The organism is Microvirga sp. ACRRW (genome assembly GCF_022346925.1).
Lineage (GTDB): Bacteria > Pseudomonadota > Alphaproteobacteria > Rhizobiales > Beijerinckiaceae > Microvirga.
In genome coordinates, this window is the sequence record NZ_JAKRNJ010000001.1 from 669,915 (window position 1) to 683,080 (window position 13,166).

Genomic DNA, 13,166 nt, shown 5'->3' on the forward strand with positions numbered 1-13,166 from the left:
AGGGTGATTTAAGACCGGTCGTGCAGCTTTGAACCGGGTGTGACATATGACGCCTCGCCCCGCACCGTGCGTGGGGCGAGCACATTCAGGAAAGTAGAAACGCGTGCAGCAACTGAGCTATTTCGAGCTCGTCGGATTCGGCCCCAATGGATGGGGATGGCTCCTCTTTGTGGCGACGGGAATGACGATCGCGGTCGCGACATGCGGCTTCATTGCGGGCGCCGTCGTCGGCACCTTCGTGGCCTGGGGTAAGATCGGCGGCAATGCGCCGGTCCGTTGGGTCGCCGACGGTTACACGACCGTTCTTCGCGGCATCCCGGACCTGTTGGTCATCTATCTCTTCTATTTTGGCGGCAGCGCGGCGTTGGGCGCCATCGGCAGCCTGTTCGGCGCTGACGGTTTCATCGGCGTGCCCGCTTTCGTCACCGGCGCGCTAGCGATCGGCATCGTATCCGGCGCCTATCAGGCCGAAGTGTTCCGCGGAGCCTATCAGGTGGTGAGCCGGGGCGAGCTGGAAGCCGCGCGCTCTGTCGGCATGCATCGCTGGCTCATGTTCCGCCGCATCATCGCGCCGCAGGTGCTGCGCTATGCGATTCCTGGCCTCGGCAATACATGGCAGCTGGTGTTGAAGGAATCCGCGCTGATCTCGGTAACGGGTCTCGTCGAGCTTCTGCGCCAATCGCAAGTGGCTGCAGGCTCCACGCGCCGCCCCTTCGATTTCTACATCACGGCCGCGATCCTCTACCTGCTCATCACCTGGGTTTCGACCTATCTGTTCCAGCGTGCGGAGACTTATTCGTTGCGCGGCATGCGGAGGGCTTCCTGATGGATTTCGCCTTCATGCAGGAAGCCTTCCTGCGTCTCATCACCGGCATTCCGCTCACGCTGAATCTCGCCTTCACGTCGATTGCCTTCGGCGCGATCTTCGCCATGCTGCTTGCACTCATGCGCATGTCGAACATCAAGCTGATCGACTGGCCTGCGCAGGCTTATGTCTTTGTGTTTCGTGGCACGCCGCTGCTCGTGCAGATCTTCTTGATCTATTACGGCCTCGGACAATTCAGGCCCACCTTACAGGAATGGGGCCTCTGGGGCTTCTTCCGCGAGCCCTATTGGTGTGCAGTGCTGGCGCTCACGATGAACACAGCCGCCTACGGCAGCGAGATCATTCGCGGCGGCCTTCAATCGGTTCCGCATAACCAAGTGGAAGCGGCACGTGCCTGCGGCATGTCGGGCTTCCTGCTCTTCCGCCGCATCGTCTTCCCGATTGCCGTGCGCCAAGCCCTACCGGCCTATGGCAGCGAGATCATTCTGATGGTGAAGGCGACGTCGCTTGCCTCCGTCATCACCATGATGGAAGTGACCGGGCTTGCGGCAAAGATGATTTCGCAGACCTTCCGGGCCATCGAAGTGTTCGTCGTGGCTGGTGCGATCTATCTCATCCTGAACTTCATCATCACGCGCATCATCATGGCCATCGAATGGTGGCTCTCGCCTCATCTGCGCCGTCCGCCGGCCATCAAGACGCGCCTGGAGGCAGTACATGTCTAACGGAGTTGCATCCTTGTCTTCCAAGACTGTTCCCGCGGTTTCGATCTCGAACCTGCGCAAAAGCTTCGGCCCCCTCGAAGTGCTCAAAGGCGTATCCCTGAAGGCCAATGAGGGCGACGTGATCTCGATTCTCGGCGCGTCCGGATCCGGCAAGTCGACGATGCTTCGCTGCATCAACATGCTCGAAGTGCCCGATGGCGGCGATGTCACCATTGGCGGCGAGACGATCAAGCTGAAGCAGAGCCGCAAGGGCATGCTGCCTGCCGATCAGCGCCAGGTGGACCGCATCCGCTCGCGCGTGGCCATGGTGTTCCAGAGCTTCAATCTCTGGTCCCACATGACGATCCTGGAGAACGTGATCGAAGCGCCCGTGCATGTGCAGAAGCGCCCGAAGGCGGAGTGCATCGCGGAAGCCGAGGAGTTGCTCGCGAAGGTCGGCATCGCCGACAAGCGCAACCAATATCCCTCTCACCTCTCTGGCGGTCAGCAGCAGCGCGCTGCCATTGCACGCGCGCTTGCCATGCGCCCGGATGTGATGCTCTTCGACGAGCCGACCTCCGCGCTCGATCCCGAACTCGTCGGCGAGGTGCTGCGCGTCATGCGCTCTCTGGCTGAAGAAGGCCGCACCATGCTGGTAGTTACGCACGAAATGGGCTTTGCCCGTGACGTGTCGAACCGCGTGGTCTTCCTTCATAAAGGCGTCGTTGAAGAAGAAGGTCCGCCGGCTGAGGTGTTCGGCGCTCCGAAGTCCGAGCGCTTCAAGCAATTCATCTCAAGCCATCGGTAAAACAAAAGCGCGGCACGAGCCGCGCTTTTGTTTTATGCTGTCAGCGCCGTTCGATCCGGCGTGGCGGCGCTCCGGGAACAGGCGGATATTGCCCCGAAGCGTACGTCCCTCCGGAAGAGCCTTGCCACTGAGGATGCTGCTCGACAGGGTGTGCGCGCGGAAGGATGAACCCAATCACCGCTGGGACAGCAAGGATCAGCAGCGACACAGCGCCCCAGACGAACACGATGGCCCCTAACCCCAGGCTTCTCAGAACCGCAAGGCCCCATGAAAGCCATTCGACGGTCTCGGGATGATCGCTCACGATATCAGCGTTGCGGACGGCAACATCGCCGAAGAGATCGAGAAGGCCATAAGCTCCCCATGCGAAAAGGGACCAGAGCGCAACGCCGATCCAGGCGAGAACCCAAAGCAAGCGCCTCATCGTCATCGCTCCCCAACACGCACGGCTGTGCCCTCGATCTCCTTCGGTCCGCGCTTGGGCGTGCCGAGATGATCGTGGATGATGCGCATATTGCGCGCATTAGCCTTGAAGAAGACGTCGAACACATCACCGGCCAGCGGAATGGCGCCGATGGCCGTATCCACGGCCACATTGCCGACCATGCGGGCGATCTTCCAACGCGGAAGACCGAGTCGGCGCGCTTCCCAGATAATGTAGCTCGCGAGAGCCGCCGACAGAACATCGCCAACGCCCGGCACCAAGCCCAGGACGGCATCGAAGCCGATCCTGCGGTTCAGACCGGGAATGAGGAAGGCGTTGTCCATCAGCCTCGCCAAGAGCGTGATGCGCGCAAGGGAATCCTCCCGGCTCGGGCCGGCGGCCTTGATGGCTTCGAACAGGTCGCTACGGACAGCGGTCATTCCAGTCTCCAGATGCCGATGTTACGGCTCGCAACATGATATGTGTATCGCTGCAGGAGGCTGCAAGGCCCGAAGAACTGTTACATATAACATTCAAACATGAAAAATTTTTCAGGCTAGAATGATTGCAGAATAAGGATTTCCGAAGAGATAACCCTTTTGATAACCCGCTTTCTCCTTGCACCGCGCTTGCCACAACTAAGCCGCAGCTTAGGTACCTGAACCTAAGCAGCAAATGCGACCGCCGGTTTACTGGCCAATAATCATCATTGCCGTTGGGAGGACTATCGACGCGGCGAGATCTTGTGTGGGGGCTCAGGACGGGAAGAAACCGATGAGCACCGAATTGAAAGCGGGGCGCACGCCTTGGCTTGTCTTCATCGCCGGCGTTTGTCTTGCGGGCATGTCGCCCAATCTGGCCAATGCTCAAAGCCTGCCTTCCGCTCCGACTGGAATCGTGATTCCAATCCCCATCTCCAACACGAGCGCTTCGCCTCCGATCGCCCCCTCTCCGAGAGCCCGGGCCAGAGCCAATGTCCTTCCCAGAGCGCATTCGAGAGACATTCCCAAAAGCGAGTACACCAGCCTTCCCACCAACGACCGCATTACCGATCCTGCCACGACCGGGAGCCTGCCCGACGCCGGCACGCTCGGAACGCGCACCCTTTCAGGTTTCGCGTCCCTGGTTGCAAAAGGCGCCATCACAGTACGCGACAGCGCTCCGAGCAATTGCCTGCCGGGTAATCTACGTGAGGTGGTTGCCGATGTTGCCAGTAAGTTCGGTCCTGTCAGCGTCGAATCCACACATCGGAGCACAGGCCGCAACTGGCGTGCGGGCGGTGCTCGCCATTCCCTGCACTTGTCCTGCCGCGCCATTGATTTCAGGGTTAGAACCCGTACAAGCGGCGTGATGGCCTATCTCCGCGGACGCCCAGAAGTCGGCGGCCTCAAGATCTATCGAAACGGCATCATTCATATCGACAATGGCAGCCGCCGATCCTGGTAACTTCCCTTCAAGCAGGCGCGTCGGAATACTGAGGCATTCATGCCTCACAGGCAGCTCTCGTCTGCTTTCGTAGGGCTGGAGGCGCCGGTGGAAGTGTAAGACACTCCTGTCCATGTTCGAAAACTTCACGCATCGCCTCGTCGAAACGTCAGGGGCTAACATCAATCTCCGTTACGGCGGAGAAGGCCCGCCTGTCCTGCTGCTGCACGGACATCCCCAAACCCATGTCATGTGGCATCGGGTGGCTCCGCGCCTGGCAGAAGACTACACGATCGTCTGCGCTGACCTGCGCGGCTACGGCGACAGCTCAAAGCCGCCTACGACATCCGATCACGAGCCTTACTCCAAGCGCGCCATGGCACGGGATATGGTCGAAGCAATGCAGGCTCTCGGCTTCGACCGCTTTGCCGTCGTGGGACATGATCGCGGCGGACGCTGTGCCTACCGCATGGCGCTCGATCACCCGGATCGCATCGTTGCCCTTTCCGTTCTCGACATCCTGCCGACCTACGAACATTTCGCTCGCACCGACATGGCATTCGCCATAGGCTACTGGCACTGGTTCTTCCTCGCGCAGCCGCATCCAATTCCTGAGACTTTGATTTCAGCTGATCCCGACACGTTTTATCTGCGGCGCGGGCGAGCGATGTTCGATCCGCAGGCATTGGCGGAATATCGGCGTTGCTACACCGATCCCGCGACGATCAATGCCATGTGCGAGGATTACAGAGCGGGCGCGACGATCGATATGCATTTGGACGAAGCCGACAAGCGGGCTGGACGGCGCATCGAATGCCCCATGCAAGCGCTATGGGGTTTGAGGAACGGCCTGGAACGCTGGTATGATGTTCTGGCGGTCTGGCGCGAGTGGGCAGATCACGTTGAAGGCCATGGCATCGCGTGCGGTCATTATCTTGCCGAGGAAGCGCCCGATGAGACGCTCGCCGCACTCAAGCCTTTCCTCGCGAAAGCCTTCAAGGCCAGCGCTTAGAGACGCCCTATCCGCAGAGATAATGGAAAGCGAATGGCACGCCGGAGCTGCGGATCGCCCCAAAGGGCCAGCAGATCGCGATGGAAGTGTTCAATGGGCTGGCGTCCTTGCGCTTTCTCAAGGCCGCGCACCGCCGACCATGTATCGGCATAGCCGATAAGGTCGGATGCCTGCCATTGAACCTCGATGGCAAGCGGCGGCGCTGTCCATTCCTCAAAGGGGAAGGCGAAGGAGCGATAACCGTCCTCTACATGGCGACGTTCAGGCGGCCAATAAGGCCCCACAACATCCTTATAGAAGCGCTGAATAAGCGGATGGATGTCGGTATCCGCCTCGATCACGCCATAGGTGATGAGCGCCAACACCGCGCCTGGTTTTCCAATACGGCGCACTTCCGCGTAAAACGCATCGAGATCGAACCAATGAGCGGCCTGCGCCACCGTGATCATATCGACGGAGGCATCGGCAAGACCGCTCTTCTCCGCAGGCGCAATGCGATATTCCACGCGCTCATGAGGTTCTGCATTGTGGATCTGCTGCGCACTCGCATCGGTGGCGATCACATGCCTGAACCGCTCTGCCAGTAGCATCGAGAGCTGTCCCGTGCCGCAACCGACATCTAGCGCCAGCTCAGTCTGGCGGCAAACGCTCGCGAGATAATCAACGAGTTCTCGCGGATAAGTCGGGCGATAGGCTGCGTAATTGCCAGACTTTTCCGAGAAGTGATCCTTGAACGACATATCTATGCGCCGGAGAACGGAGCGATCGTGATGCCGTTGGCTTCGAGCTTCGCCCGCACCGTCCGCGCCATGGCAACCGCGCTCGGCTCGTCACCATGAACGCAGATCGTGTCGATCTCGATGGGAATGCGCTTTCCCGACGTGGTGATGACGGCTTTGTCCTGGATAGTGCGCAGAACCCGCTCGGCGGCAGCATCTGCATCATGCAGAACGGAGCCGGGCTTCTTGCGGGAGGTAAGCGTGCCGTCATCCTCATAGGTGCGGTCGGCGAAGAACTCACGCGCAACCGGGACACCGATCTGCTGCGATGCCTTCTCCATCAAGAGACCCGGCATGCACACATTGATGAGGCTTTGATCGACACCCTTAATGGCGCGCGCGATGGCAAGCGCCAGGCTCTCATCCTCGTTCGCCATGTTGTTGAGCGAACCATGGGCCTTAACATAAGTAACCTTATGGCCTGCAAGCGCCGCTACCGCCTGCATGGCGCCGATCTGGTAGGCTACCATGCGCTCGATCTCAGCGGGAGAATCGCCTCGGATCACGCGTCTTCCGAAACCGTGCAGATCGTTGAAGCTGGGATGCGCACCGACCGCTACGCCCTTGCGCTTCGCCGTCTCGGCAGTCCGGAACATGATCGACGGATCGCCGGCATGGAAACCGCATGCTACGTTTGCGGACGAGACGATATCGAGCATTGCCTCATCATCTCCCATTCGCCATGGCCCATAGCCTTCGCCCATATCGCAGTTGAGATCGATTCTCATGATACCCTCACACCAATACGGGTTGAGCGGTTTGCGAGCCCACATGGAACACGCGCTTATAGCGCTCGATCTGATCTTCCGGTCCCAAGGCTTTCGTCGGATTGTCGGAGAGCTTCACGGTCGGATGCCCGTCCGCCGAGATGACCTTGCAGACGATGGAGATGGGATCGAGCCCGCCATCGGGAACAAGTCCACGGAAATCGTTCGTCAACAGCGTACCCCAACCATAGCCCATGCGCATGCGCCCACGGAAATGGCGGTGAATGCGTTCGATCACATCCACATCGAGGCCATCAGAAAAGATCGCGAGCTTCTCGCTCGGATCCTGTCCGCGCCTCTGCCACCACGCAATCGCTTCCTCGCCGCCTTCGATGGGGTCCTTGGAGTCGATGCGGATGCCTGTCCAGGACGGGACCCATTCGGGAGCATTCTGCAGGAAATTCGTCGTGCCATAGGTATCGGGCAGGATGACGCGCAAGTTGCCCTCGTAATCCTGCTGCCAATCGGCCAGCACGCGATAAGGCGACTTCGCCAGCTCTTCATCGCTTTCGGTCAACGCGGCATAAACCATGGGAAGCTCATGGGCGTTCGTGCCGACAGCCTCCACCTCGCGCCGCATGGCGATGAGGCAGTTGGACGTGCCGAGGAAGGATGGACCAAGCCCTTCGATCATCGCCTGCACGCACCAATCCTGCCATAGGAAGCCATGGCGGCGGCGCGTGCCGAAATCCGAAATGGAGAGATCGGGCAATGTCTTTAGACGCTCGATCTTTTCCCACACCCGCGTCATGGCGCGTGCATAGAGCACCTGCAGCTCGAACTTGCCCATGCCCCTCAGCACGCCGCGCGAGCGCAGCTCGTTGAGAATAGCGAGCGCCGGGATCTCCCACATGGTGGTCTCGATCCACGGCCCGTGGAAGGTCAGTACGTACTGGCCGTCCTCCTTCTCCAGCAGGTATTCCGGGAAGCGGAAGGTCTCGAGCCAGTCCATGAATTCCGGCGAGAACATCTGCCGCTTGCCATAGAAGGTGTTGCCGCGAAGCCAGGTGGATTCGCCGCGCGTCAGCGACAGGCTGCGCACATGGTCGAGCTGCTCGCGCAATTCGCCTACATCGATGATGTCGGCGAGGCGGATGCGTGTGGTGCGGTTATGGATGCCGAATGTGACCTGGACATCCCGGTGGCGACGAAAGATCGTCTGCGCCATCAGGAGCTTGTAGAAGTCCGTATCCAGGACCGACCTTACGATCGGGTCGATTTTCCAGGTGTGGTTATAGACCCTGGTCGCGATGTCCACCATCGCCTGCTCCTAGCCGTTTCAGGAGGCAGGACAATAGCGAAGGCCGGAAGCCGGCGAAAGAGCGTGCGGCTCATACCCCCTCTGCCCTCCCTCAAGGAGGCAGTACATCCACTTGAATCGACGCATAATAGGCCGCCACATCGGCCATATCTTGGTCCGAGAGCTCTTTTGCGACAATGTTCATGGTCTCGTTCTGGCGGGCGCCTGACTTGTATTCTCCCAGAGACTTGATGAGATAACCCTCGATCTGCCCCGCCAGGTTCGGGGCCTCCGGGTTCTTCGACAGGCCGTCCAGCCCGTGGCAGGCCTGGCAGGTCGTGATCTTCTGCCGCCCCGCCTTGGCATCGCCCGCATGCCCGGAGACAGGCGCAAGACAGCCCAGAAAAGCCCCGAGAAGAGCCAAGGCATCGATCTCCTTCATGATTTCGCCTCTCAAGAAAACAGGCGCGCCGCGATTGGCGCGCCTGCAGCAACGGGCTTATTGGCCTTCATAAGAGATACGGTAGATCGCCCCTGCCGTGTCGTCGGACACGAGAAGCGAGCCGTCGAGCAGCACGGCTACATCCACCGGGCGTCCGAGATACTCACCGTTCTCGTTGAGCCAGCCTTCGGCAAAGACCTGCGGCTTGTCCGCAGTCCCATCCGGCTTGAGGGGCGTGAACATCACCCGCGCGCCCACAGGCTTGGTACGGTTCCAGGAGCCGTGCTGCGCCGAGAAGATGCCACCCTGATAAGCCGCGGGGAACATCTTGCCCGTGTAGAAGGAAAGCCCAAGATCGGCGGCATGAGGAGCCATCTCTGATTGCGGCTCGACGGTTCCGGCCGGAACCTGGTCGTCCTTGTATTCGACGGTGCGAACCGTGCCGCCGCCGTAATAGGGGAAGCCGAAGTTCTGGCCCATTTGAACGGCGCGGTTGAGTTCGCCAGGAGGCTGGTCGTCGCCCATGCCGTCGACTTGGTTATCGGTGAACCACAGAGACTTGTCGGCCGGGTTGAAGTCGATGCCTACCGAGTTACGGATGCCGGTCGCATAAACCTCGCGGTTCTTGCCGTCCTGGTCCATGCGAATGACGCCGCCGATACCGTTCTTTCGATAGAGCTCCATCTTGTCCTTCGGGGGCACATTGAACGGCTGCCCTAGGGCGATATAGAGCTTGTTGTCGGGCCCGACGCGGCATACGCGCGCGGTGTGATTGAAGCTCTCCTCCGTTGGCGGGATCATCTCGCCCTGTTTCACGACGACACCGGCCGCCACATCGGGGCCCTCATAGAAGAATTCCGCCGCCGGAAACTGCAGCACTCGATTCTGCTCTACGACATAGAGCATGCCATCGCGTGAGAAGCAGACCCCGTTGGGAATCTTGAACTCGACTGATGGCGCGAACTGCTTCACCTCGTCCGCCACGCGATCCTTGTCACGATCCGTGATCACATAAACATTGTTCTTGCGCGTTCCGACAAAAACAACACCGGCGTTAGGGCCTACCGCCATGTGGCGCGCATCGGGAACGATGGCATAAAGATCGATCTTGAAGCCCGCAGGAAGCTTGATCTTCTCGAGATTCCTGCGGATGGCGTCGGCGCGACGGCCCTCCTGCGGAATCTGTTTGGGTTCAACGGTGCCCGTATTCTGAAACGTCTGGAGCTTCTCGAGATTGCTGCTCGGTTGATTGCTGGGCTGAGCAAGACTGGAAGATGCGAACACTACAGTGGAGACGGCGGCAAGCCAGATGGATTTCATCCTTCCCTCCCTGGGAGCGCCCCCTGTTCTATCATTCTTCGGCCTGCAAATTGATCGCAGGCTTCTTTGCCTTATGGGCGCTCATCATACTCAAGCTGGCGTTCGAGAGAAAGAAACTAAAGAGGTATCACGAAAAAGGGCCGCGAAGCGGCCCTGATTGCTGTCACCTTGCTGAAGAAACATCACCTTAAGTTGACCTTCGCCTGATCCCCCGGATCGGGCTGCTTCCCGGTCAGTACGGCTTTCGCATAGCCGTAGAGATGGACGATCGTCGAGGACGGGCTATCCCAATACTCGCCTTTCGAGGGATGCACGCGTATCAACGCGATCTGCGGATCGTCCACGCCTTTTGGGAACCATGCCCGCAAAGGCTCCGACCATTTCTCCTCGATCTTTGCCTTGTCGCGCACGATCTCGGCCTTGCCGGCGACAGATACATAAGTCTGGCTTCCAGGATCGCTGAAGCCAAGGTTCACTTCATTGTCGCGGGAGACTTCCGTGATCTTCGGCGACTGGATCTGCGTGAAGAACCAGAGATCGCCATGCTCATCGGCTTCCTGGTTATACATGGGGCGGCTGTGCAGCGTGCCATCCGTATCCACAGTGGTCATCATGGCGATCTTCACGTCTTTGATCAGATCGTAAAGTTTTTTGGCATTCGGATCGTTATGGCCGTGCTGGTGCATCATCCTCTCCTAATATCTTCACAACGTCTCGGGTCGGCGATGCGCGTACGCGGCTGTCCGGTCGGCCGGACACGGCCCCCGAGGGATCGGTTGAACAACGGACAAGGTGGGTTTTGGTTCGGATATCGCCTATGACAGCCAGACAACGCCTTAACGGACGGGCGCAGAGCCTATACATGAGACTCAAGCGAAGACCGATCCGAAGCTCAGGAGCCTCCATCGTGGCGATTACCCGTGAACATGTGTTGCAGGCGCTCTCGACCGTACACGTCGATGCCAGTGGAACCGACCTCGTGGCGTCAGGACGTCTCTCCGACATTCATATCGACGAAGCAGGCAGGGTGATGTTCTCCATCGCAATCAGCCCATCCGAGGCGCAAGCCATGGAGCAGGTTCGTCAGACTGCCGCTGCCGCCGTGCAGGGCTTGCCCGGCGTTAAGGGAGTTTTCGCAAGCCTCACCGCCGATCGTCCTGCCGGGTCGGGCCCACCACCCTCCCCTGCGGCCGCGCAGCGCCCCCGGGCCGCTGCCCAGCCCCAGAACCAGCGTATCCCAGGCGTGAAGCACGTGGTCGCGGTGGCCTCCGGCAAAGGCGGCGTCGGCAAATCCACGACCGCATGCAATCTCGCCCTGGGCCTCAAGGCACAGGGCCTGAAGGTAGGCATTCTCGATGCGGATATCTACGGCCCTTCCATGCCCAAGCTCCTCGGCATTCACGGCAAGCCCAAGCTGCTCGAGAACCGCATCCTCGAGCCCATGGAAGCTTATGGACTGAAGGTCATGTCCATCGGCTTCCTCGTCGACGAAGAAGCCGCGATGATCTGGCGTGGGCCGATGGTCATGTCCGCCATCACTCAGATGTTGCGCGAGGTCGCCTGGGGCGATCTCGACGTGCTCGTTGTGGACATGCCGCCCGGCACGGGCGATGCGCAACTCACCATGGCGCAGGCAACGCCGCTCGCTGGCGCCGTGATCGTGTCCACGCCGCAGGATCTGGCACTCATCGATGCACGGCGCGGCGTGTCCATGTTCAAGCGCGTGGAAATTCCGATCCTCGGCATCGTCGAGAACATGGCGACTTTCGTCTGCCCCCATTGCGGACAGACCTCGCATATCTTTGGCCATGGCGGCGCACGCTCGGAAGCCGAGCGCCTGGGCGTACCCTTCCTCGGAGAGGTGCCGCTCAACATGACCATCCGCGAGCTTTCGGATGCCGGGCGCCCCGTCGTAGCGACGGATCCGGATGGACCGCATGCCAAGATCTACAAGGACATGGCACAGCGGATCTGGACTGCATTGTCCGGCGGAGACGCGGCTCGTCCCGCACCACGCATCGTGATCGAGTAGATCTGCCGTGACGTCCCATCCGGCAACGTTAGGCGTGATCCTCGCCGGTGGGTTGGCGCGGCGCATGGGCGGGGGCGACAAGCCTCTTCTGAGACTTGGGAGCCAGTCTCTCCTTGCTCATGTGGCGCAGCGATTGGCGCCGCAATGCGAAAGTCTGATTCTCAACGCCAATGGCGATCCTTCGCGCTTTGCCATGTGGGATATGCCCGTGGTTCAGGATTCCGTTGCAGGGCATCCAGGCCCTTTGGCGGGCATTCTCTCTGCACTCGATTGGGCCGCTTCTGAGAAGCCTTCCATTGCATGGGTTCTCAGCGTTCCAGGTGATACGCCCTTCATACCTCTCGATCTGGTCATGCGCCTTCATGAAGCGCGAGAAAAAGCCAGGGCGCGCCTCGCCTGCGCTGAATCCGGCGCGCATCGGCATTTCACCACGGGCCTGTGGCCGGTCGATCTGCGGCATGACATGCGCCGTGCGCTCACATCTGGGGACATACATCGCGTGGAGGATTGGATGAGCTCTCATGGCTTCACGACAGCGGCTTGGCCAACTGAGCCGTTTGATCCCTTCTTCAATATCAACACTCCGGATGAGTTGATCGCCGCACAAGCCATTGCCGAGCAGCAGGCAACATTGCCACAACCCGGCTTGGGAGCAGCGGCAGAGACGGGAGAACGTGATGATTGAGCTGGATCTGTCCGGTTTGAAATGTCCGCTTCCAGTGCTGCGAACCCGCAAGGCGCTGCTCTCGATGAATCCAGGCGATCAATTGCGTGTGACCTGCACGGACCCGCTTGCGGGCATTGATGTCCCCAACCTTATCCGCGAACTCGGAGATATGCTGGTCGAGCAGTGTCAGGAGGAAAAGAGCATTACCTTCCTGATCGAAAAAGCAGACCAACCGGCATGAGAAAGGCCCGGCTGAAGCCGGGCCTTTTTGCGAAACATCATCTGGATCAGGTGCTCTTACGCATGCTGTCCTTGATGCCGCCAATGGTGTTCTGGATCTTGCCTTCAGCCTTATCCATCTTGCCTTCGGTTTCCATCTTCGAGTCGCCGAGAGCTTTGCCGAGGCCTTCCTTCACACGACCCTTGATATTCTTCATGCTGCCTTCCGTACGATCAGGATCCATCATCATTCTCCTCAGTGTAAAACCTGGAGGGGAACGCCTGGCACATCGTTAGGTTTCAAGCCAAGCAGTAAATAACACCCGTTCATTCCACTATAAATCAGCGCATATCTTCACATTATCAATGAAATCATTCTAATTAATATAGATTATAAACCAAGTAGCAATTCGTTTATTGAAATAAAACTTCGTAGTTTGCCAATCTAAAATAAATCTTACTTCTAATTTTCTTAATTTTACATATTTTAGATACAACATT

17 protein-coding genes are annotated in these 13,166 nt (G+C 59.3%); 8 read left to right on the forward strand and 9 right to left on the reverse strand.

The annotated features are described in order from the left end of the window. Positions 1-103 precede the first annotated feature (103 nt). From MHY87_RS03270 to MHY87_RS03280, 3 genes are read left to right on the forward strand one after another with little or no spacing between them, the layout of a single operon-like run. Entirely contained in the window at positions 104-826 is a 723-nt protein-coding gene (locus tag MHY87_RS03270; protein WP_370644815.1) for an ABC transporter permease, read from the forward strand. Then, positions 826-1,551, forward strand: coding sequence for an ABC transporter permease (locus tag MHY87_RS03275; protein WP_239349322.1), 726 nt, complete (start codon positions 826-828; stop codon positions 1,549-1,551). The genes MHY87_RS03270 and MHY87_RS03275 overlap by 1 nt, the downstream gene beginning before the upstream one ends. Continuing rightward, positions 1,544-2,338: an ABC transporter ATP-binding protein gene (locus MHY87_RS03280; protein WP_239349324.1), complete on the forward strand. Its 795-nt coding sequence runs from the start codon at positions 1,544-1,546 to the stop codon at positions 2,336-2,338. Before MHY87_RS03275 ends, MHY87_RS03280 begins: the two co-directional genes overlap by 8 nt. Positions 2,339-2,378: 40 nt before the next feature. On the opposite strand, the gene MHY87_RS03285 is transcribed toward MHY87_RS03280, so the two are convergent. Further along, the gene (locus tag MHY87_RS03285) at positions 2,379-2,762 is read right to left on the reverse strand and encodes a hypothetical protein (RefSeq protein ID WP_239349326.1); all 384 of its coding nucleotides are present in this window, start codon (positions 2,760-2,762) and stop codon (positions 2,379-2,381) included. A 2-nt stretch (positions 2,763-2,764) separates the two neighbouring features. Then, complete coding sequence (locus MHY87_RS03290) at positions 2,765-3,202, reverse strand: DUF4112 domain-containing protein (protein WP_239349328.1); 438 nt, start codon at positions 3,200-3,202, stop codon at positions 2,765-2,767. Positions 3,203-3,536: 334 nt separating this feature from the next. On the opposite strand from MHY87_RS03290, the gene MHY87_RS03295 reads away from it, so the two are divergent. After that, positions 3,537-4,208: a D-Ala-D-Ala carboxypeptidase family metallohydrolase gene (locus tag MHY87_RS03295; RefSeq protein ID WP_239349330.1), complete on the forward strand. Its 672-nt coding sequence runs from the start codon at positions 3,537-3,539 to the stop codon at positions 4,206-4,208. 112 nt (positions 4,209-4,320) lie between these two features. Then, the gene (locus MHY87_RS03300; protein WP_239349332.1) at positions 4,321-5,199 is read left to right on the forward strand and encodes an alpha/beta fold hydrolase; all 879 of its coding nucleotides are present in this window, start codon (positions 4,321-4,323) and stop codon (positions 5,197-5,199) included. Here MHY87_RS03300 and MHY87_RS03305 read toward each other — a convergent pair. The 6 genes from MHY87_RS03305 to MHY87_RS03330 all read right to left on the reverse strand — a co-directional run bounded on the left by MHY87_RS03305 (position 5,196) and on the right by MHY87_RS03330 (position 10,433). Then, on the reverse strand, positions 5,196-5,939 hold the full coding sequence (locus tag MHY87_RS03305) for a class I SAM-dependent methyltransferase (RefSeq protein ID WP_239349334.1): 744 nt from the start codon (positions 5,937-5,939) through the stop codon (positions 5,196-5,198). The two genes, MHY87_RS03300 and MHY87_RS03305, sit on opposite strands and share 4 nt — an antisense overlap. Before the next feature lie 2 nt (positions 5,940-5,941). Further along, positions 5,942-6,706, reverse strand: coding sequence for a LamB/YcsF family protein (locus tag MHY87_RS03310; protein ID WP_239349336.1), 765 nt, complete (start codon positions 6,704-6,706; stop codon positions 5,942-5,944). 7 nt (positions 6,707-6,713) lie between these two features. Beyond that, positions 6,714-8,006 carry a nicotinate phosphoribosyltransferase gene (gene pncB, locus MHY87_RS03315; protein WP_239349338.1) on the reverse strand — a complete coding sequence of 431 codons (1,293 nt, stop codon included), beginning with the start codon at positions 8,004-8,006 and terminating at the stop codon, positions 6,714-6,716. Positions 8,007-8,097: 91 nt separating this feature from the next. Beyond that, a complete protein-coding gene (locus MHY87_RS03320; RefSeq protein ID WP_239349340.1) occupies positions 8,098-8,427 on the reverse strand; it encodes a cytochrome c in 330 nt (109 codons plus the stop codon). A 57-nt stretch (positions 8,428-8,484) separates the two neighbouring features. Next, on the reverse strand, positions 8,485-9,747 hold the full coding sequence (locus MHY87_RS03325; RefSeq protein WP_239349342.1) for a sorbosone dehydrogenase family protein: 1,263 nt from the start codon (positions 9,745-9,747) through the stop codon (positions 8,485-8,487). Between the two features lie 182 nt (positions 9,748-9,929). Next, positions 9,930-10,433, reverse strand: coding sequence for a pyridoxamine 5'-phosphate oxidase family protein (locus MHY87_RS03330; RefSeq protein WP_239349749.1), 504 nt, complete (start codon positions 10,431-10,433; stop codon positions 9,930-9,932). A gap of 221 nt (positions 10,434-10,654) precedes the next feature. On the opposite strand from MHY87_RS03330, the gene MHY87_RS03335 reads away from it, so the two are divergent. From MHY87_RS03335 to MHY87_RS03345, 3 genes are read left to right on the forward strand one after another with little or no spacing between them, the layout of a single operon-like run. After that, positions 10,655-11,779 (forward strand): Mrp/NBP35 family ATP-binding protein, encoded by a 1,125-nt coding sequence (locus MHY87_RS03335; RefSeq protein WP_239349344.1) that lies wholly within the window; start codon positions 10,655-10,657, stop codon positions 11,777-11,779. Positions 11,780-11,786: 7 nt separating this feature from the next. Further along, complete coding sequence (gene mobA, locus MHY87_RS03340; protein ID WP_239349346.1) at positions 11,787-12,464, forward strand: molybdenum cofactor guanylyltransferase MobA; 678 nt, start codon at positions 11,787-11,789, stop codon at positions 12,462-12,464. After that, positions 12,457-12,687 (forward strand): sulfurtransferase TusA family protein, encoded by a 231-nt coding sequence (locus tag MHY87_RS03345; protein ID WP_239349348.1) that lies wholly within the window; start codon positions 12,457-12,459, stop codon positions 12,685-12,687. Before mobA ends, MHY87_RS03345 begins: the two co-directional genes overlap by 8 nt. Positions 12,688-12,733: 46 nt before the next feature. Here the strand turns inward: MHY87_RS03345 and MHY87_RS03350 are convergent, their stop codons facing one another. Continuing rightward, on the reverse strand, positions 12,734-12,916 hold the full coding sequence (locus tag MHY87_RS03350; protein ID WP_370644816.1) for a CsbD family protein: 183 nt from the start codon (positions 12,914-12,916) through the stop codon (positions 12,734-12,736). Positions 12,917-13,166: the final 250 nt, after the last annotated feature.